Annotated in this window: 17 protein-coding genes and 1 pseudogene; 1 reads left to right on the top strand and 17 read right to left on the bottom strand. The window is 45.4% G+C overall.

Annotated features, from left to right (window positions below):
• Window positions 1-128: 128 nt before the first annotated feature.
• Window positions 129-638, top strand: coding sequence for a DUF4624 family lipoprotein (locus H9Q78_RS14420; protein WP_249302731.1), 510 nt, complete (start codon window positions 129-131; stop codon window positions 636-638).
• A gap of 62 nt (window positions 639-700) precedes the next feature.
• Here the strand turns inward: H9Q78_RS14420 and H9Q78_RS14415 are convergent, their stop codons facing one another.
• The 17 genes and pseudogenes from H9Q78_RS14415 to murD form a co-directional block, all read right to left on the bottom strand.
• Complete coding sequence (locus H9Q78_RS14415) at window positions 701-1,399, bottom strand: hypothetical protein (protein ID WP_249302729.1); 699 nt, start codon at window positions 1,397-1,399, stop codon at window positions 701-703.
• A gap of 79 nt (window positions 1,400-1,478) precedes the next feature.
• Entirely contained in the window at window positions 1,479-2,219 is a 741-nt protein-coding gene (gene sigE / locus H9Q78_RS14410; RefSeq protein WP_231061216.1) for an RNA polymerase sporulation sigma factor SigE, read from the bottom strand.
• Window positions 2,220-2,277: 58 nt separating this feature from the next.
• Window positions 2,278-3,075: pseudogene (locus H9Q78_RS14405) on the bottom strand (sigma-E processing peptidase SpoIIGA); the annotation flags it as partial.
• Window positions 3,076-3,254: 179 nt separating this feature from the next.
• Window positions 3,255-3,950 (bottom strand): response regulator transcription factor, encoded by a 696-nt coding sequence (locus H9Q78_RS14400; protein ID WP_249302727.1) that lies wholly within the window; start codon window positions 3,948-3,950, stop codon window positions 3,255-3,257.
• Window positions 3,928-5,466 (bottom strand): histidine kinase, encoded by a 1,539-nt coding sequence (locus H9Q78_RS14395; RefSeq protein ID WP_249302724.1) that lies wholly within the window; start codon window positions 5,464-5,466, stop codon window positions 3,928-3,930. The genes H9Q78_RS14400 and H9Q78_RS14395 overlap by 23 nt, the downstream gene beginning before the upstream one ends.
• Before the next feature lie 454 nt (window positions 5,467-5,920).
• Complete coding sequence (locus H9Q78_RS14390) at window positions 5,921-7,198, bottom strand: serine hydroxymethyltransferase (protein ID WP_330595195.1); 1,278 nt, start codon at window positions 7,196-7,198, stop codon at window positions 5,921-5,923.
• Window positions 7,199-7,359: 161 nt separating this feature from the next.
• A complete protein-coding gene (locus tag H9Q78_RS14385; RefSeq protein ID WP_249302719.1) occupies window positions 7,360-8,535 on the bottom strand; it encodes a PucR family transcriptional regulator in 1,176 nt (391 codons plus the stop codon).
• Between the two features lie 71 nt (window positions 8,536-8,606).
• Entirely contained in the window at window positions 8,607-9,782 is a 1,176-nt protein-coding gene (locus H9Q78_RS14380; protein WP_249302717.1) for a pyridoxal phosphate-dependent aminotransferase, read from the bottom strand.
• Window positions 9,783-9,822: 40 nt separating this feature from the next.
• Window positions 9,823-10,950 carry an alanine racemase gene (gene alr / locus H9Q78_RS14375; RefSeq protein WP_147595651.1) on the bottom strand — a complete coding sequence of 376 codons (1,128 nt, stop codon included), beginning with the start codon at window positions 10,948-10,950 and terminating at the stop codon, window positions 9,823-9,825.
• A 16-nt stretch (window positions 10,951-10,966) separates the two neighbouring features.
• Window positions 10,967-11,710, bottom strand: coding sequence for an amino acid ABC transporter ATP-binding protein (locus tag H9Q78_RS14370; protein ID WP_147595650.1), 744 nt, complete (start codon window positions 11,708-11,710; stop codon window positions 10,967-10,969).
• Window positions 11,703-12,365, bottom strand: coding sequence for an amino acid ABC transporter permease (locus H9Q78_RS14365; protein WP_147595649.1), 663 nt, complete (start codon window positions 12,363-12,365; stop codon window positions 11,703-11,705). Before H9Q78_RS14365 ends, H9Q78_RS14370 begins: the two co-directional genes overlap by 8 nt.
• Window positions 12,362-13,048 carry an amino acid ABC transporter permease gene (locus H9Q78_RS14360; protein WP_249302716.1) on the bottom strand — a complete coding sequence of 229 codons (687 nt, stop codon included), beginning with the start codon at window positions 13,046-13,048 and terminating at the stop codon, window positions 12,362-12,364. Before H9Q78_RS14360 ends, H9Q78_RS14365 begins: the two co-directional genes overlap by 4 nt.
• A gap of 87 nt (window positions 13,049-13,135) precedes the next feature.
• A complete protein-coding gene (locus H9Q78_RS14355; RefSeq protein ID WP_147595647.1) occupies window positions 13,136-13,960 on the bottom strand; it encodes a substrate-binding periplasmic protein in 825 nt (274 codons plus the stop codon).
• 349 nt (window positions 13,961-14,309) lie between these two features.
• On the bottom strand, window positions 14,310-15,509 hold the full coding sequence (gene ftsZ / locus H9Q78_RS14350) for a cell division protein FtsZ (protein ID WP_249302714.1): 1,200 nt from the start codon (window positions 15,507-15,509) through the stop codon (window positions 14,310-14,312).
• A 186-nt stretch (window positions 15,510-15,695) separates the two neighbouring features.
• The gene (locus tag H9Q78_RS14345) at window positions 15,696-16,457 is read right to left on the bottom strand and encodes a cell division protein FtsQ/DivIB (protein ID WP_249302712.1); all 762 of its coding nucleotides are present in this window, start codon (window positions 16,455-16,457) and stop codon (window positions 15,696-15,698) included.
• 13 nt (window positions 16,458-16,470) lie between these two features.
• Window positions 16,471-17,643 (bottom strand): FtsW/RodA/SpoVE family cell cycle protein, encoded by a 1,173-nt coding sequence (locus tag H9Q78_RS14340; protein WP_408635182.1) that lies wholly within the window; start codon window positions 17,641-17,643, stop codon window positions 16,471-16,473.
• A 24-nt stretch (window positions 17,644-17,667) separates the two neighbouring features.
• Window positions 17,668-19,026, bottom strand: a complete 1,359-nt coding sequence (murD, locus tag H9Q78_RS14335) for a UDP-N-acetylmuramoyl-L-alanine--D-glutamate ligase (protein ID WP_249302708.1) — start codon at window positions 19,024-19,026, stop codon at window positions 17,668-17,670.
• Between the last annotated feature and the right edge of the window lie 11 nt (window positions 19,027-19,037).

Below are 19,037 nucleotides of genomic sequence, written 5' to 3'. Positions count from 1 at the left end.
CCAACGGTTTTTTATAACAGACGGAAGCTTGCCTTAGGTGAAAAGGCATATTGGGTACTGGTAAAAGCCATTCGTGTATTCTGATAAAATAAGTTTAGCAAATGGAATTTTGTAACGGAGGTAAGGACATGTTTCACACAAATAAAATGATTATTTTTTTAGTTGGTATGATCAGTGCTGTCAGCCTGACAGCGTGTTCAAGAACAAATGATAGTCAATCAAGCAGATTCGGGATTGGAAATACTGAAAAAACGGTTCTTGAAATGGAAATGGACGCACATTACAGTAATTCCGATCCGTTTGAAAATGGACTCCTGTTTTGTGTGTCCGAGGATGTTGAGACTTTAGATGCAGAAGTTTCTTATCAAATGGACGGCGAAAGAGGCAGAGTAGAGATAAAGGACAGAAATTCTGATGAAATTTTATGGAGCAAAATATGGGATGAAAACGTCAGTGACGATACTTTTACAATTTTGCTTGAGAATCTGCAAAAAGAAAAAGAATACGTAGTGCAGTTTACTGGGACCAAAATAAAATATGCGGTTGTAAAAATATCGTTTGATGGTAATTTGTTCAAGAAAAAGCAAGACCTTCAAAATAAAATTCAGTTTGCTGAACTGCAGTACCCAAATTTATAAAAAACAAAAAATCAGACGGACAGCTGATCTTTTGCCGCCCGTCTGGTTCTCCTTTTCTGTCATCATCTGGACATATTCACGACTTTTCCGTCCAAAGCTTCCATCTGCTCATCACTTATTACATACAGATTATTTTCTTTATCATAATCCAGTGTTACATCCACAGTGATCTTTGTTCCATAGGTCACAGTTGATACACTTTTTTCCAGAGCCTCCGTGACAGCCTCACCATATGCTTCTTCATATTCTGTGTCGCTGTATTCATCGAATTCTCCGTTTTTTGCCCGGTTATTAAAGCTGTCAACTGCTGACTGAAAAGGCTGCTTCACCGTTCCAAAGAAATCCACCGGTTCTATCTCCACCGTGACCGTATAGATATCTCCGTTCCGGACCACATCCACCGCTTTATACTTCACCTGGCCATAAATGGTCTTAGCCACCTGTACAAGCCGCTCTGTCAAGGATATGCTGACCACATCGGCCTTGATGGAAAGAGCCTCTTCAATGGCCACCGCAAAATCCTGTGTATTCGCTTCATAGATATTCTGAGCCTGTTCCTGATCGGAGCCCGTGATCTCTATATACTTATCATACTGCCCCAGATAGTTGGCATCCATAATCCCGATGACATATTCCTGATATACTTCTCTGCCGCTTCCAATACTATTTCCATCCTTGGAGCCGCAGGCTGCCATGCTGAGTACCATACAAATCGCTGCGACACACGCCGCCGTCCTTTTCCATATTGCATGTGTTTTCATATTGAACTGCTTCCTCCTGAGTCAACCGAAAATTTCCAATTCCCACCAAGCACAAAATGCCTTTACGATTATACCACATTTATTCAAATCGTACAATTTCTTTTTTTAACTGGTGGATAATCTTCTTTTCCAACCGGGAAATATAGGATTGGGATATGCCCAGCAGGTCGGCCACTTCTTTCTGAGTCATCTCATTTCCATCGACCGTGTTGAGCCCGAATCGGAGAGAGACAATCTTTCGCTCTCTTTCATTGAGCTTTTCTATGGCCAGGTTCAAAAGTGATTTCTCCACCTCGTCTTCAATCCCTTTTGAGATTACGTCCTCTTCTGTTCCCAAGATATCAGACAAAAGCAATTCGTTGCCGTCCCAGTCTACATTCAGAGGTTCGTCAATGGAAATTTCCAGTCTGGTCTTACTGTTTCTCCGCAGGTACATCAGAATCTCATTTTCGATACATCTGGAGGCATAGGTCGCCAGCTTAATGTTCTTGCCTCGGTTGAACGTATTGATGGCTTTAATGAGGCCAATGGTCCCTATGGATATTAAATCCTCGACTCCGACACCGGTATTGTCAAATTTTTTTGCAATATAGACAACCAGCCTCAAATTGTGCTCTATCAGGGCTGCTTTCGCTTCCTTCTCCTCCTCTGTCCCCAGCCTCGCGATCATCATTGCTTCCGATTCCGGTGAAAGCGGGGCCGGAAGCACATCGCTTCCCCCTATGTAGTGAACCTCGTTCTTTTTCGAAAATAAAAGGCTCCTCATGCTGGAGATGATTTTCAGTTGAAACCTGCTGGGAACCGATACTTTGATGACCATGACTCTTCCTCCTCTTCCTTTCACACGCTGTAAATCCGGCGAAATCGCCGTGCAGAATCAACTGATAGCTTCCATCCTGGGATACGCTTCCTTCCTTGAGGGCCACCATGACCGGTCCTTCTATCCGGTGCCCGGAAGCTCTTTCTGGCCCTCCCACGACCAGGGCATCCAAAAGCTTTCCTTTCAGGAATCCGCTCCCTCCGATGGAACTGTAGGGGATTAAAAAAAAACCGCTCTCTTCCTCCGGTTCCGGGAACAATGGCCGCAGGAGCTCTTCCTCTCCAATGGAAACCGGCAGCCCGGTCGTCGGCTCATACAGCCGGTTTCCGGTATCCACAAGAGCTGTAACTTCCACCCTTTTCTCCTTACGGCAAAGCGTCACCCGGCAAAGCCCGGTCCTCTCCCTGCGCAGGTTCCCCGCAAAGGCAAGAACCTCCTTTCCAATGAGAAAAGCAAACCCTCCCAGAAAAAAAAGCACCAGCAGGCTCCCACCATAGGCTTCTCTGCCTATCAGAAGCTCCCTCACGACATATCCCATTCCCGTATGGTAATAGAGCTGATTCAGGAAACCTCCCGTAAATATGGAAACCACAGCCAGTCCGGCAGAAGCTTTTCCCAATATACGCCATCCCTTTAGTCCAAATGCTACCCTGCACATGAAGGGGCCGATCAATCCATAGGTGATCAGAAGCTCCGCCCATCTTGGAAAAGGCGGAAGAAGTACAAGCAAACAGGACCAGATTCCCCCTGCCGCCGCTCCTAAAAGTAGCTTCAGCCCTTTTTTTCTGTATTTGAACCACATCCCCGTAAATAACAGTAGTCCTGCATTCATCCAAACATTTACTGCAAACAGCACGTCTATGTATAATTTAATTTTCACAGGCTCTATTATAGTGGTTTCTTTCTGCAGAATCTGTCAAAAGGAAGGAGCCAGACGGCATTTTTCATCGACTCTTTTCGCACCAAGGAGCACTTTCCAATGAAATTAAAAAACCCTGAAAGTATCTTCCGATACTCTCAAGGCTGTGAATGTCCCTAAAGGCCGTGTTCTATATACTCCTTCGGCGTCATATCATATTGATTTTTAAATATTCGGTAAAAATAGTTCAGATTGTTGTAACCCGCCATATCAGCCGCCTCTTTGATGGAATATCCCTGCTCCAGAAATTCTCTGGCCTTTCTCATCCTCACCTCGTTGTAATAAGCTGTAAAATTAGTGTCCAAATATTTCTTAAAAAAACGCGCCACATTACTTTCGCTCATGGACAGCGCCTTCGCACAGTCAGCCAGACGGATATCCTCCGCGTAATGAACATCTATGAACTCCAGCAACTGATTAAAAGAAGGATTGTCGGAATATTTATATCCGACCACGCGTTTCATGGTTTCGCAGAACTGCTCGTACATGACCGGTTTAAGCAGAAAATCCTTTGCGTTCATCCTCAATGCCTGCTGGACATAGGCAAAGGAATCAAAAGCCGTGATGACAATAAAGTTCACGTTCCCAGAGTATTCCCGGTTTACCTTCTCCATAACCTGTAGGCCATTCATGCCTGGCATCTCAATATCCAAAAACACGATGTCCGGCCGAAGCCGGTATATAGCTTTGACCGTCGCATCTCCATCCTTCGTCTCGCCGACCACCTCCAAAGGCAGGTTGTTCTTCCGGATAAAATACCGGATGATCTCGCTGGGAGCACTTTCATCATCAGCCAGTAAAACCCGTTTCATCAGCGCCCCTCCTCTCTTCTATGGGAATATGGATGACTACGGCAGTCCCTTCTTCCGAAGAGTCCACCTGATACCCGAAGCTGCTTCCATACAGGGATTCCAGCTTCCGCACCACCATGGCCGTGCCATGTTCGGCACATCCGCTCTCGATTTTTTCCCGCAGAGCTTTGAGTGCTGCGGTTTCTATCCCCTCTCCATTATCCATGACCGTCAGTTTGATCCGATTGTCCTCCCGTTCCGCCCGGATGGAAAGTTTCATTTTTCCTTTTTGGTTTTTAAATCCATGCTTAAAACTGTTTTCCGCCACAGGCTGTAAAAAATTAAAAGGAACCTTTTCCTGAAGAAGCAGGGATGAAATCATATACTCTACCTCCAGCCGCTTTCCAAATCGCAGTCTTTGAAGATTTGTATAATTTTTCAGATATTCGATTTCCTCTCCCAATGTCACAAAGTAACTGCTCGTTCGCAGCGTATAACGCAGAAGCTGAGACAGATCTCCCACCGCCTGATAGGTCTGTATCGCCTCCTCTTTCACCGCAAGTCCCGCGATTGTATTCAGTGTGTTGAACAGAAAATGCTGGTTGATCTGCAGGTTAAACGCCTGATCCTGGGTGGTCTTTAAAGACTCCTGAAGCATTTCCTCCTCTTTTTTCCGGTCAGACAGCACTCTCACATTATGCTGGAGCGCCACCTGCATCTGGCACAGCTGAAAATGATTGCAGATTGCTTCCGACAGTTTATGTATGATCTGAACGATACCGGTCACCGTACTGTCCGGCACATTATAGGGAAGCCCTTCCACTGCTTCTCCTTTTCTCTCTCCGGTGCGGACATGCCCTGCTTTGATATATCCCAAAAATTCTCCGTCTGCCACGATGGGAAGCGCATAAACCCAAAGACCGTGCTCACAGACATAAGCAGAAGCCCCTTCATAATAAGGCGGAACCCAAAAATTTTTTTTCTGAATGAGCGGACAATTCTCCAAATCCTCATCAATACGGCAGATATTCTTACAGTACTCCGGATAATCTTTACTCTTATAAACCAGCTTCCGTTCCGAATCAAAAATGGCAAGAGGCATTTTAAGAGGTGCGAGCATGCTCCGGAATAGCTCTTTTACCGTATCCCTTAAAAACTCTTGTTTGTCTATGCTCTCCTGCTTCCTGACCCGCTCTGCCTCATTCATCCGCACCTTCGGCACCGCGGTCAGGGCCGGTATGGAAATCAGCAGCTTGACAATCGGTTCTTCTCCATCGTTTATGGATTCATGGGCCATCCCGGTGGAAATGTGATAGATGCATCCTTTCTCAAGAACGCTTTCTTCTTCTCCTATCCGCTGCCTTCCGTGCCCGCTGATGACATACATCAGCTGCTCATCCCCGCAGTGAATATGTCTCGGCTGTACAGTACCTGGAAGCATAGTACTGATCCCCACTCTCATGTTATCCATGAATCCTTCTTCCGGCTCATAGAGCCACTCAATCATTCCCCAATCCAGCTTTTGTATCTTTCCCATGAAATCACCTCGTTTTACTATAAATACATCTCTATTCTAACAAAAATAAACTGGGTCATAAAGTAATACTTTGACGCACGAAGTGCGCCCGCCCGGAGGGCATGTATTAAAGGGTGCCTTAGGTATACAACCAAATACTTTTTGCAATCATTCCTGTAAAGTCTATACCAAGACACCGGCAGAAGCCTTATCCCGGTGTGGAAAGAGGAGCAGGAGGAACGATCCGATTCCATCGTAAGGCGAGCGCCGCAGAGGCGTTAGCAGAATTTTCCCGGACGCAGGAACGCAAAAATCGCATATCATGCGGATTTTTGTTGGAATCTGACATGGAAAAATTAAGGTTTATCCATGTCAGTTGGAAAAAACCGCCTGGATGGAATCAGAAAACGGCAGGGGCCAAATATGTCCCCGCCGTTTTCTTCTATGGGAATTCAAAATAGTCTGACTGCCGCTTTTAATCGCAGGGATTCCATTCCTCCGCGAACATCGGATATTTCACCGCCTTTTCCTTGACGGCTTTTCGGACCTCTTCAAGAATCTCTTTATTTTCATAATGCTTCAGTGCTTTCGCTAAAAGCCTTGCGGTTTCCCTCATGTCTTCTTCCTTAAACCCTCTCGTGGTGAGGGCCGGGCTTCCGATCCGAATGCCGCTGGCCAGGTTTGCGCTCTGAGGATCATAGGGAATCATGTTTTTATTGACCACGATACCCACGCTTCCCAATACATCTTCCGCTTCCCGCCCCGTAGGGATCAGCTCTCGTATATCCACGAGCACCAGATGGGTCTCCGTCCCTCCGGAAACCAACCGCAGTCCGCATTTTTTCAACTCATCCGCCAAAGCCTCCGCGTTTTTCAGCACCTGGTTCTGATAATTCCGATATTCCTCTGTCATACACTCTTTAAAAAGAACTGCTCTGGAAGCGATCATATCCATTTTCGGCGCCCCTTGAAGACCGGGGAAGATCTGCTGATCGATTTTCTTTCCCAAGACTTCCTTACACATGATGACACCGCATCCCCTGGGCCCCCTGAATGTCTTATGGGTGGAGGTGGTCACCACGTCGGCGTAGGGCACAGGCGACGGTATCACGCCTGCCGCGATCAGCCCGACCGGATGAGCGATATCGGCCATCATGTACGCCCCCACTTCCTTTGCTATCTCTCCAAATCTCTCATAATCTACTTTTCTGGGATAAGAAGAAGTACCACAGATGATCAGCTGAGGCTTATGTTCCTTTGCCAGGCGTTCTACCTGCTCCATATCAATGGTCTCCGTCTCCCTGTTGAGTCCATACTGTATGACATTATAGGTCTTTCCGCTGTAGTGGAAGCGAGCCCCATGGCTCAAATGACCGCCCTGGTTGAGTTCCATGGACAAAATCGTATCCCCGGGTTTTAAGATAGCCCGCAGGACTGCCACGTTGGAAAGTGTCGAGCTCATACTCTGGATGTTTACATATTCGCAGCCAAACAGCTCCTTACAGCGCTTGATGGCCAGAAGTTCCACCTGGTCGGCGATCTCACAGCCTCCGGCAAAACGCCTCCCCGGATATCCTTCCGCATTTTTATTCGCCCAAACGGTTCCCTCCATTCCAACTGTTACAGGAGAAGCATAATTTTCCGACGCGATAAGACAGAGCGTCTCCAGCTGCCTTTTTTCCTCCTGCTCCGTATATCCGGCAATTTCCGGGTCAAACTTACGTATCTGTTCAAAACTATTATCCATATACATATCCGATTCCTCCTGTATGTTGTCGGGACATGCGCCCTTTCGATGACATTATTATCCCACTGCAGGACATTTGTTTCTAGGAACCAGTCTGCCGGTTTATTGCACAAATCGCGCACCACCTTGGAGGAGCAGAAGCGAATGGACTAGATTTTTAAAACAGTTTACAAATTTTTCTGCGACATGTCCTTTTGTATCTCCCATGTCCAAAACGCGATCAGCAATTGCTCATAGAATCTGTCATTGGCCCCTATGATATCACGGACTCGGTTCATGCGGTAACGAATGGTATTTTTATGCAGATGGAGCTTTCTTCCCACCACTTCTACATCCCCGTCAAATTTCACATAAAGCTCTGCTGTCTGAAACAGCTCGCCGTCATACTGTCGGTCAAATTCTAAAATCGGGTCGAGAATACTGCGGCAGTATTGTTCCATCCAATGATTTCTGCAATAAGGAAGTAAAATTTGATAAATTCCTATTTTAGAAAAACAGACTGGCCTTCCATCCGTAAATCGGGAATATTGGCTGGCGTAAAGGGCCTCCTGAATAGCCAAGTTCATATCGTCCATAGAATTATGAAGATTCCCTATTCCGATAAAATAGTCTTCTTGTCTAAGGGAAAGAACTCGTAATACGACCGTTCCCGTATCGCCTGATCGGCATGGTTCCGCCATGTCCAAAATGATCAGGTACCCATTCTGATACCGAAATATGGAATCCCGGGAGTCCAATCGCCCTTGAAGCTTTTTCAAATTTTTCGCATAGTAAAGCGTCCACGCTATGCCCTTTGCATTACAATAGACTGCTAAATAGTTCTTATAATCCAGATGATAAAAAATCTCCTGGAGCATTTCCCGACGATTCGCCATACTCAAATTCCCATTTAAAAAAAGGCTCAGCTTCTGTTCCAAAAGTTCCGTATCATCCTTCTCCGCCATTTTTTCCTTGATCAGAATCGCGATATCCTGGAAATAAGCGTCATCTCTCCCAAAAGTGTAAATCGGCAAATCCCATTCATTGGCATAATCAAGAGCTTCTTTCGGCAGCGTATTATAATAGATCGTCTTGATCGCCAACGCTGCCACCTTATCTCTTACCAGTCCTTTGATACAAGGAAGGATCCTCTCAGGATGATCTTTCGCGAAAAGCATACTGGCAATAACAAACGAATTTTCTCCAAAGGCCCACATTTTTTCAAGCTTGGGGTCTTCATTCGCATATTCATAATCTAAAATTCCAATATTTGTAACCTCTTTCCGTTCTCCATTACGTCCTGCTATTAATGTAAAATTCCGGAACTCAGGAAGCTGCATAATTTCCTTCACTGTAATTGGCATTAACCTCTTCCTTTCCGCTTATTTAAAAATCCTTGTTTTTTATTTACTTCTTCATGTGGTACGCAGTCATTTTATTTTTGTTCTTCAACAAATTCCCGTATTCTGCAAATTCCTTCTATGATATTTTCGGCAGAGGTTGCATAGGACAATCGTACAAACCCCTCGCCCGACGCTCCGAAGCCGGTCCCGGGAACCATCCCTACATGTTTCTCTTCAAGTAATCTCAGTGCAAATTCTTCAGAGCTAAGGCCAGTGTTCTTGATATTAACAAAAGCGTAAAATGCACCCTGAGGTTTTGTGCAGGAAATACCATCGATGGAATTGATCCCTTCGTAAACAATATTTCTTCGTTTTTCAAACTCCCGGATCATTTCATCAATATATCTCCTTGTTCCCTTAAGCGCTTCAATACCGGCCCATTGTACAAATGTATTAACACAGGAAATTGAGTTTTCATTAAGTCTTCCGATGGCCTCAATAATATCGGCGGGGCCTGCCGCATAGCCCAAACGCCAGCCGGTCATTGCATAAGTTTTAGAAAAAGACTGGGAAATAACGACTCTTTCTTTCATCCCCCGGATCATTGCAGGACTATAAAATTTCAGTCCGTCGAAGATAATGTTATGATAAACCTCATCTGAGATCACGATCAAATCGTGTTTTTTACAAAATGAACAGAACTTTGTCAAGGCCTCTTTCGACATGACGGCTCCAGTAGGATTATTTGGTGAATTGAGCAAAATAGCTTTTGTTTTTTTTGTAACAAATCCTTCCAATTCCTCCAAATTATAAAAAAAATTATCTTTTTCATGGACAGGGACCAGCACAGGTCTTCCATGGGCTATCTTAGAATGATTCGGATGATTCGCCCAGCAGGGATCATTGACTATCATTTCTTCGCCGTCATCCAAAACAGCCATGCATATCAATCGAAGAGTATCCATGCCGCTCGGCGTTATGACGATTTCTTTTTCCGCGTCATAATGGACGCCATGAGTCTTTTCCAGATCCTCCGAAACAGCTTTTCTCAGCTCAGGTATCCCCGTGTTCGGCGCATATTTCGTTTTTCCTTCTGAAAGAGCTTGTATAGCAGCCTCCACAATATTAGACGGCGTCTGAAAATCAGGCTCTCCAATGGTAAAAGAAATCATATCCCCGCATTTTTCCGCAATCTTATTCTGCTTTTCTAAAAAAATACGGATTGATGACCGCTCAATACATTTTCCTGTCTTTGATATACGATTCATATTAAATATCTCCTCATTTATAATATTAGGCTGATAAATTTTACACCTCTACTATTGGTAGCCTGCAGGTAAAACCATGGAACAACTCCCCAGAACATAAACCAGAAGCTTGTTCCAGCTCTTCTATTGGGATTTCTTTATCTCCTTGTCTTCCCAAAAGCACTGCCTCATCGCCAATCCTGACACCCGGAATGTCGGTTACGTCTGCCATGATCTGATCCATGCAAATAGTCCCCAGCACAGGCGCGTATTCCCCATGGATCAGCACGCGCGCTTTTCCCAAAAGGCTTCTGGTATAACCATCCGCATACCCCACAGGCAGTGTAGCGATAACGCTGTCCCTTCTCGTTATATATTTTCTCCCATAGCTGATCGCTTCTCCAGCCGCAACTGTTTTCAGATAGATTACCCTGCATTTTATGGACATCACCGATCTTACTTTTACTGTATCGTGATCTTTCACACATGCCGGATAGCATCCCCATATGACCGTCCCCGGCCTTACCGCTTCATAAAATACACTTGGAAGCCTCAAAATTGACGGACTGTTCGCGGCTGTTCGCATGGGAATTTTGATGCCTGCTTCCAGCAGGCGCTGATAGAAATTATCAAACTTTTCTTTTTGCCTGTATGTATAAGACAGATCCTCCATATCGGCGGAAGAAAAATGAGTCATGATTCCCATCATTTTTATATTAGGCAGTTTCTTTATTTCCGCTATTACAGAAATACTTTTCTTTTCCGGCAAAAATCCAATTCTCCCCATTCCGGTATCAACCGCGATCACCAACTCAATCGTCTTTCTTTGGTTTTGGGCCTGCTTCGAAAATTCGGCCGCGCACTCCATTGTTGATATGAGCGGCATTACCTCTATTTCCACCGCTTTTCCTACCAGCTCCAGCGGTATCAGTCCCATCATCATAATCCGGCATGTAAAGCCGGCATTCCGCAATTCATTTGCTTCTTCCAAGGTGGCGACTGCCAACATATCAACTCCGCATTCCTGGTATGCCTTAGCGACGATCACCGCGCCGTGCCCATATGCATTAGCCTTGACCACCCCAATTAATTTCCTGTCCCCAACCCGATTCTGTACCGCCTGGATATTGTCAATCAGACGATTCTTATCAATCTCTGCCCAGGCTGAACGCAATAACCCCTTATTCATATGTATCCTTCTTTCCTTAATGATGTAAGATCACAGATAAAAATTGCTGCAGCCGATCGTCTTCTGTATGTTCAAAGAAAGATTTCGTGTCTTTATTTACTCGGATCTTTGCTCCTTCTAAAAAGCAGACTCTGGAGGCGACTTCTCTTGCAAATCCCATTTCATGAGTAACAATGACCATAGTCATTCCCATACTGGATAACCGGCGCATCGCGTCCAATACCTCCTTGATCATTTCCGGATCAAGAGCAGACGTAGGTTCATCAAACAGCATCAAATCTGGTTCCATCATTAAAGATCGGACAATCGCCACCCTCTGCTTTTGTCCTCCAGATAATTGATGAGGATAAGCATCCAATTTATCTGCTATTCCAAAAATCTCTAAATATTCCATAGCTTTTTCAAGCATTTTTTCTTTATTCTTTTTCTGAGTCTTTACCGGCGCGATCAGCAGATTGTTTTTCACCGTCAAATTATCAAACAGATTAAATTGCTGGAAGACCATTCCAATATGTTTGCGGATCTGTTTTATATTTTTGCTGCTGACCTCTGTCCCGCGGTAATAGATTTTCCCTCCGTTTATTTTTTCCAATCCGTTTATCGTTCTCAACAGCGTACTTTTGCCGCCCCCAGACGGCCCGCAGAGAACGACCACTTCATGTTCATACACATCCAGGCTCATATCATCCAAGACCGTTAAATCTCCAAATTTCTTTATTATATTTTGTAAAGAAATTACAGTTTCCTTATTCTCAGACATGTCTATCACCCATAATCCGTTTAACAACGGTCCTTTCAAGCTTCTTTCCCAACCAGGTTAAAAAATGGCACATAATAAAGAAAATAATCAATACATAAGCATATATCTCCAATGGATAAGAAAATTTGGGCAGTAAAAGCTGGGCTCTTCTCAAAATGTCCATGCAGCCTATCGTTGCCGCCACTGAAGTTCCTTTAACCAACATAACGATCTGACCCATCAAAGCAGGAATCGTCACCAATAATACTTGAGGAAGGATAATCCGTATGATTGTCACAAGCATTGGCAGAGATAAAGATTTGGCAGCCTCCCACTGCCCCTTATCAACGGACAAAAAGCCTCCCTTCACTACCTCCATCATATAGGCGCCTTCCACAAGAGAAATGGATAATACCGAAATCCAAAACTGTGTTCCTTTTGTAAGATAGGCGTAAAAAAACAACAAGATCATTATTGTAGGAATCCCTCTGCAGATCAAAGCATATATTCCTAACAGCTGATCAACCACTGGAATTTTCAAGCTTCGAATCGTACCCAAGACCACACCGATCAATAAAGAAAAGAATAAAGACATAAAAATCAGCTTCAGAGTCATCGGCATTCCTTGTCCCAATATAGTTTTGATCACGATATTATAACGGTCTTCCAATGTCATATGAAATTAACACCTCTTTTCTTTGTACCTGCCGTCTTATTGCCGTTCCATAAATAGACAAGCTTTCTTATTCCTTGTACCGCCATGAAAAAGATCAGATAAATAGCGCCTCCAACCAAATATGAAGTAATCGGATTAAAAGAGTAATTGTTGATCTGATTACATTGATAGGTCAATTCACATATGGTAATCCACATCAGCATAGATGTATCTTTGATAATAATGGAAAACATATTGATCACTGAATCAATCACCTTTTTCCAGGCCTGAGGGATTAAAAAATAAATCATTGTCTGAAATTTATTAAATCCCAAAGCATATGCGGCTTCACTTTGCCCAACATCAATACTTTGGAGTCCTCCCCGTATGATTTCAGCAATAAACGCCCCGTCATTAAGTACCAGCGCTACAATTCCTATCACTCCTGCCGAAACAGAAACATATCTTGAGACGCCATAAAACAAAAAATAAATTTGAACTAAAAGCGGCGTCTCCCGGAAAAAACAGATATAGGCTTTGACAACAGGACCAAATACTTTAGGTTTCCGAAAACTGACAGCTCCTATCAGCACTCCCCAAATCGTCGCAGCTATAATTGCAATAATTCCATATTTCAATGTAAGCAATGCTCCGTTTGAGAATCTTGGCCAATATTTGACTATAACACTCCAGTTAAATGTCATGATATCCCCCTTTACGAAAAGCTGGCGAGCTGTAAATGCACCCGCCAGCTTTCTTAATTGTAGATCACCTGCCAAGACACAGCTTTTTTAGTAAGCTGTTCCAAGTGTATTCGGTTCCCATTCGAATCCCATCCATTTCTTGTACAGTTCGGCATAACTTCCAAAAGCCTTTAATTTTGTAAGATACAGATTAAAAACTTCCACCGATTTATCTCCGCTGGCAAACGCAAATCCATATAAGTAGGAGTCTCCGCGGTCTGGAAGCAGGCGGATATTGGAATTAGAAGACATAGGACCTGCAAATACGATGCTGTCGTCAAGGGAAACATCAATGACGCCAGATGCCAGGGATTCCTGCCAGGTTCCTAGAGGCAGCGTCACAATTTCGGCTTCCGGAAATTGTTCTTTGATGATAGATTCATAGACAGAACCAGAAGCAATCCCAAATTTAGTACCAGGCACTTTTAAATCTTCAAAGCTTTGATAAGCAGAATCCTTTGCCACGCAAGCCATGGCTGAATCCACCAGCCAGGGGTCTGAAAAATCGATCTCCGCTTCCCGGTCAAGGCGCATATTCATATTGGCTGCGATAAAATCAACTTTTCCTGTGTTAACAGCGGTCAGCATTGCAGACCACTCTAAGATTTCCCATTTCACTTCCACTCCAAGCTCAGCCGCAAATCCTCTTACAATATCTACAATAAATCCTTCCGGCTCTTCTTCTCCCGCTTCTGTAAAAATAATGTTTTCGATCGTAGGATCGATTCCCACTGTCATATAACCCTGTTCCAAAATCCGCCCATACGCATTCTGTGTTTCAGTTCCGGCCGCCGTCTCTTTCTTCCCCCCTCCACAGGCTGTCAATGACAAGATCATGGCTAGTGCCAACATCATGGCTGCTGCTTTCTTCATATTTTTATCCTCCTTTTATTTTAAGTGCGTCATGCACACTTATTCATTTGCCAAATCACGAAATATGTTGCTAATTATATTTAAAAAATCTATTATTTCTTTTCTTATTTTTACTTTTTTTGTTTTATCATATTTTTTTAATACATTTATTATACAATGTCAAAAACTTAGATTCTATTAGTTGAAATTCAAAAATTAATAGCAAATATTTATATTTTGTACAAACGAACCTTCGTAATATTTGCATTATTATTGAATTAAAAGGAATGATCACTTAATATGGCAACAAAAAAAAGGATATCTATTCAGATATCCTTTTATATTCATATGAAACTGCTATTTTCAATTTTTATTTTTTTGTTCTCTGCAGGAAATCGGGAATCGTAATACCCTTATTCTCCGGAGCTTTATATGTAGCGCCGCCGCTGAATCCAGTCGTCGAAGGGCGCACCGGTACACTTCTTCTCTCCGGCATGGAAGCACCTGCAGATGCCGGTTTTACCGGTGCAGAAGGAGATACGGCAGACGCTGCGGGCTTCACCGATGATTTATAAGAACTGAAGCTGGATGCCGGCTGTGACACGGGAATCTCTGATTCAAAGGTTTCCAGCCCGGTGGCAATAACGGTAATACTCGCTTCATCCTGAACGGTATCGTCATACATAGCGCCGAAGATAATGTTGGCATTGTCTCCTGCAAGCTCCTGAACGTAGCTGGCCGCTTCGTTTGCTTCCATCAGGCCGATATCCCCGGAGATATTGATAATAACATGGGACGCACCCTCGATAGTAGTCTCCAGAAGGGGACTGGACACGGCTTCTTTGACCGCCTCGATCGCCTTGTCATCACCCTTGGCCTTGCCGATGCCGATATGAGCGATGCCTTTATCAATCATGACTGTCTGAATATCAGCAAAGTCCAGATTGATCAGTGCAGGCACATTGATCAGGTCCGTGATGCCCTGGACAGCCTGCTGAAGCACCTCGTCCGCGCGCTTCAAAGCTTCCGGCATCGTGGTCCTTCTGTCTACGATCTCCAAAAGTTTATCATTGGGAATGACAATCAAAGTATCAACGCTTTCCTTCAAATGCTCAATACCCGTCAAAGCGTTGTTCATACGTGTTTTTCCTTCAAATTTAAACGGCTTGGTGACCACTCCGACAGTCAAAATCCCCATCTCCTTGGCAATCCCGGCTACAACAGGAGCCGCGCCGGTACCGGTGCCGCCGCCCATGCCGCAGGTCACAAAGACCATATCAGAGCCTTTGATGGCAGAGGAGATATCCTCAGCGCTCTCTTCAGCCGCTTTCTGGCCCACTTCCGGCTTGGCGCCGGCGCCAAGGCCCTTGGTCAGCTTCTCTCCGATCTGGATGGCAGTGGGAGCCTTACACAGCTGCAAGGCCTGCTTATCCGTATTGATACCGATAAATTCCACTCCGCAAATATTTTCATCAATCATACGATTCACAGCATTATTGCCAGCGCCGCCCACACCGATGACAATAATTTTCGCTGAGCTCTCTGACTCATTAATCTTGATCTCTAACAAAACATATTCCTCCCTTGATGTATCACTCGAAAAGCCGACATCGGCCGGCTGGCGTCATTACTTCCTATAGCATAAGTTATTTTTCCAAAATAATCAACTACTACTTTCATAAAAATCCATTAATTTTCTCATTCGATTCTCCGGAATTCCCATATGTTTCCAGTCCCGTCCCTCCTCTGATTTTTCTCAGTTCTGGATGAACGGGTACGAAGGATTTAAAGCGTCAGGAGCGTATTCATTGAGGTAAAGAATCCCCGACAGGCTGGATATCTGGGGATACATATCGTGGAATTCTGAAATTTTTTCAGCCATATACTGATTGCTTCCCAGCACCACACGGATGCCGCCCACATAAATATCCACATTTCCCGCATTGTCAAAACTCAGCTTGTCCACCTGGATCTCATACCGTTCCAAAAGCTGGGACAGGTTCAGGATTTCCCCAAAAATCCCCTCATCTTCCACCGTGAGCTTCTCATACATGACGATGCTTTCGAATCGGAGTCCCGTCACAAGGGGCACCGACGGCGTCCGTTCACCGGAGCTCTCAACGATGATACCGTCCTTATCAAAATACATGTACGTCCCCATGTATTCAATACAGCCGGCCAGGCTTTTTTCATATACCGTGATCTTTGCAGAATGAAGGCCTGTGACGCTCACATGGTATTTCTCAATGAACGGGATATCTTTATGCTCCCGGAACTTGTCCTGATAGACCGCATAAATGGTATTCCAGTCCTTATCCTCCGTGAAGATCATGGAGATCAGCTCCTCATCCGTATAGCGGCTGCTGCCGGTTACCGTCACTTCCGTTATCCTGGTGGTCCACGCGAACAGAATGACGCCTAAAACAAGCGCCGCCGCCGTGCCGAGAACGATCAAGGTCCGGCGTCGGTTTCTTCTCTTTTTTGCCGGCCTTTTCCCACTTTCGTTTTCTTTCCTCATCCCGCCGCCCTCGTCATCTTTCGTACTTAATACTGTTGGATACGCTCAAGGCGGCTCCCATTTCCATCATGAGGAATACCACGGAGGTACCCCCGTAGCTGATAAATGGAAGAGTAATACCGGTATTGGGAATGGTATTGGTGACCACGGCGATGTTGAGAATCACCTGCAGGGCTATATGCGACATGATGCCCACCACCAGCATCGCGCCAAACAGGTCAGGAGCGTTGTTGGCAATGACCACAAAGCGCCAGATCATGAACAGGAAAAGCAGGATGACACAGATTGCGCCAAACAGTCCCAGTTCCTCACAGATAATGGAAAATATCATGTCATTCTGGGCCTCCGGCACGAATCCCAGCTTCTGCATGCTCTCTCCAAGCCCTTTGCCGAACAGCCCGCCGGAGCCGATAGCATAAAGTCCCTGCAGCACCTGGTGGCCGCCCTCCAGCGCATAAGCCGTGGGGTTTTTCCATACCAGGATACGTTCCAGCTGATATTCCTTCAGGATATGCAATTCGATGATCTTATCTGAAAAAACGGTGATAAAGACCGCCGCCGCCGCCACCGCCGCCACCGCTATGATAAACCTCGCCTTTTTTCTGCTGGCCACGAAAAGGACCAGGAACACAATGCCAAAGAGAATGATGCCGCTGCTCAGGTTATTATCCAGCACCAGATAAATAAGAGGCGCCTGAATGGCAAATATCAGAAGCTGTACCTTCCACATATCAATCTTCTTAGAAAATTTGTTGACCAGACTGGCCAGAGAAAGGATCAGAGCCACCTTCACCGCCTCCGCCGCCTGGAACAGAGATGTGGAGCCAAAACCAAACCACCTTTTTTTGCCATTATATTCAATGCCCAAAGGTGTAAAATTTACAAGAATCATGAGCACGAACGCCAATATGTATGCCAGGACCGCAAGCTTGGCGAACTTATGGTAATCAATCTTTGATACCAGAAACATACAAATGATGCCGAGGATCAGAGCAAACCCCTGCTTCTTCAGATAGAACAGAGAATCCCCCGTTTTGATCTGCGCCGCATAGGAGCTGGAGCTGTACACCATGATAAGGCCAAAGCAGCATAAAAAGATAATGACCGCCAAAAGGCCATAATCATAATATCGCTGAGGCTTATTCCGTTTTTTCCTTGATTCTTCACTTTTATTGCCCATCCGCATTCTCCAACTCCAAATAATGTCCCGTTACTGTCTGACCAGTTCCTTAAAAACTCTTCCCCGCTCTTCATAGTTCTTGAACATTCCCCAGCTGGCACAGGCAGGCGATAAAAGTACCGCATCACCGGGAACTGCCGTCTCTTTTGCAATCCTGACCGCTTCCTCCATAGAATCCGCGAAACAGAAATCCGTAAAGCCGCACGCTTTGGCTTCTTTGGCTATCTTCTCCGCAGTCTGCCCCAGGAGGACCATCTTCTTCACCTTTCCGTCAAAGGCCCGTATCCATTCTCCATAAACAGAGCCTTTGTCGTATCCTCCCGCGATCAGCACCGTGGGGCGCGCCATGGCACGAATCCCCCGAATGGCCGCATCCGGGTTGGTACCCTTGGAGTCATTATAATATGCGACTCCGTCTTTTTCCACTACAAATTCTATCCGGTGCTCCACAGCCTGAAACGCCTTAAGGGCTGTCTGGATCACCTCCATGGGAACTCCCATCGCAAACGCTACGGCCGTTGCCGCCATCGCATTCTCATAATTGTGGACACCCAGGATTTGAAGCTCCTCTGTCCGCACCACGAGCTCCCGTTTCCCTCCGTCCAGCTCACTGATCATCTCATTCCCTTCCAGGTACACTCCTCCCGGAACCCGTTTCCTGCTGCTGAAATAGATGGTCTTGGCATTTATATTTCTGCCGAATTCTCTCAGGATCTCATCCTCATAGTTCAGGACGCAAGTATCAGAAGGTCCCTGGTTCTTTGCCACCAGTTCCTTGACCCGTATATATTCTTCCATGGACCCATGCCGGTCCAGGTGATCAGGGGTGATGTTCAGGATGGCGCTCACATCGGGGCGAAAATCCATGATCGTCTCCAGCTGAAAGCTGCTGACCTCCGCCACCGTGACAGAATCCTCCGTAGTCTCCAGGGCTTTTTCCGTATAAGCCGTGCCGATGTTTCCCACTACGAAGCTGCTCGCATAATATCTGCTGAAGATCTCACCCACCAAAGCCGTAGTCGTTGTCTTTCCATTGGTCCCCGTAATGGCTGCCAGCCGTCCTTTGGCGTTTTGATACGCCGCCTCGATCTCGCTCCATATGGGAACGCCGGCATCGCGGAGCTTTTTCACAAAAGGAGCCTTGATGGGAATACCGGGACTGATGACGCATACCTCCGCCCGTTCTGCCATCTCATCGGGAAACTCCCCGAGCACGATCTCTATCTCCCCGTTCGGAAACTCTGCCGCCAGCTTATCCTTCGAAAGGGACTCGTTTCCATCGTACAATAGAATGGGCTTCCCTGTCCTCAAAAGCATTTTGGCGGCTCCAATCCCGCTGATGCCTCCTCCGGCCACAAGCATTTTTTTATATCCTGTCTTATCTTCCATTTCTTTTCCTT

The organism is Qiania dongpingensis, assembly GCF_014337195.1.
GTDB lineage: Bacteria > Bacillota > Clostridia > Lachnospirales > Lachnospiraceae > Lientehia > Lientehia dongpingensis.
The sequence above is the reverse complement of the archived record's forward strand: the minus strand, read 5'-3'. Positions and strand labels throughout refer to the sequence as shown.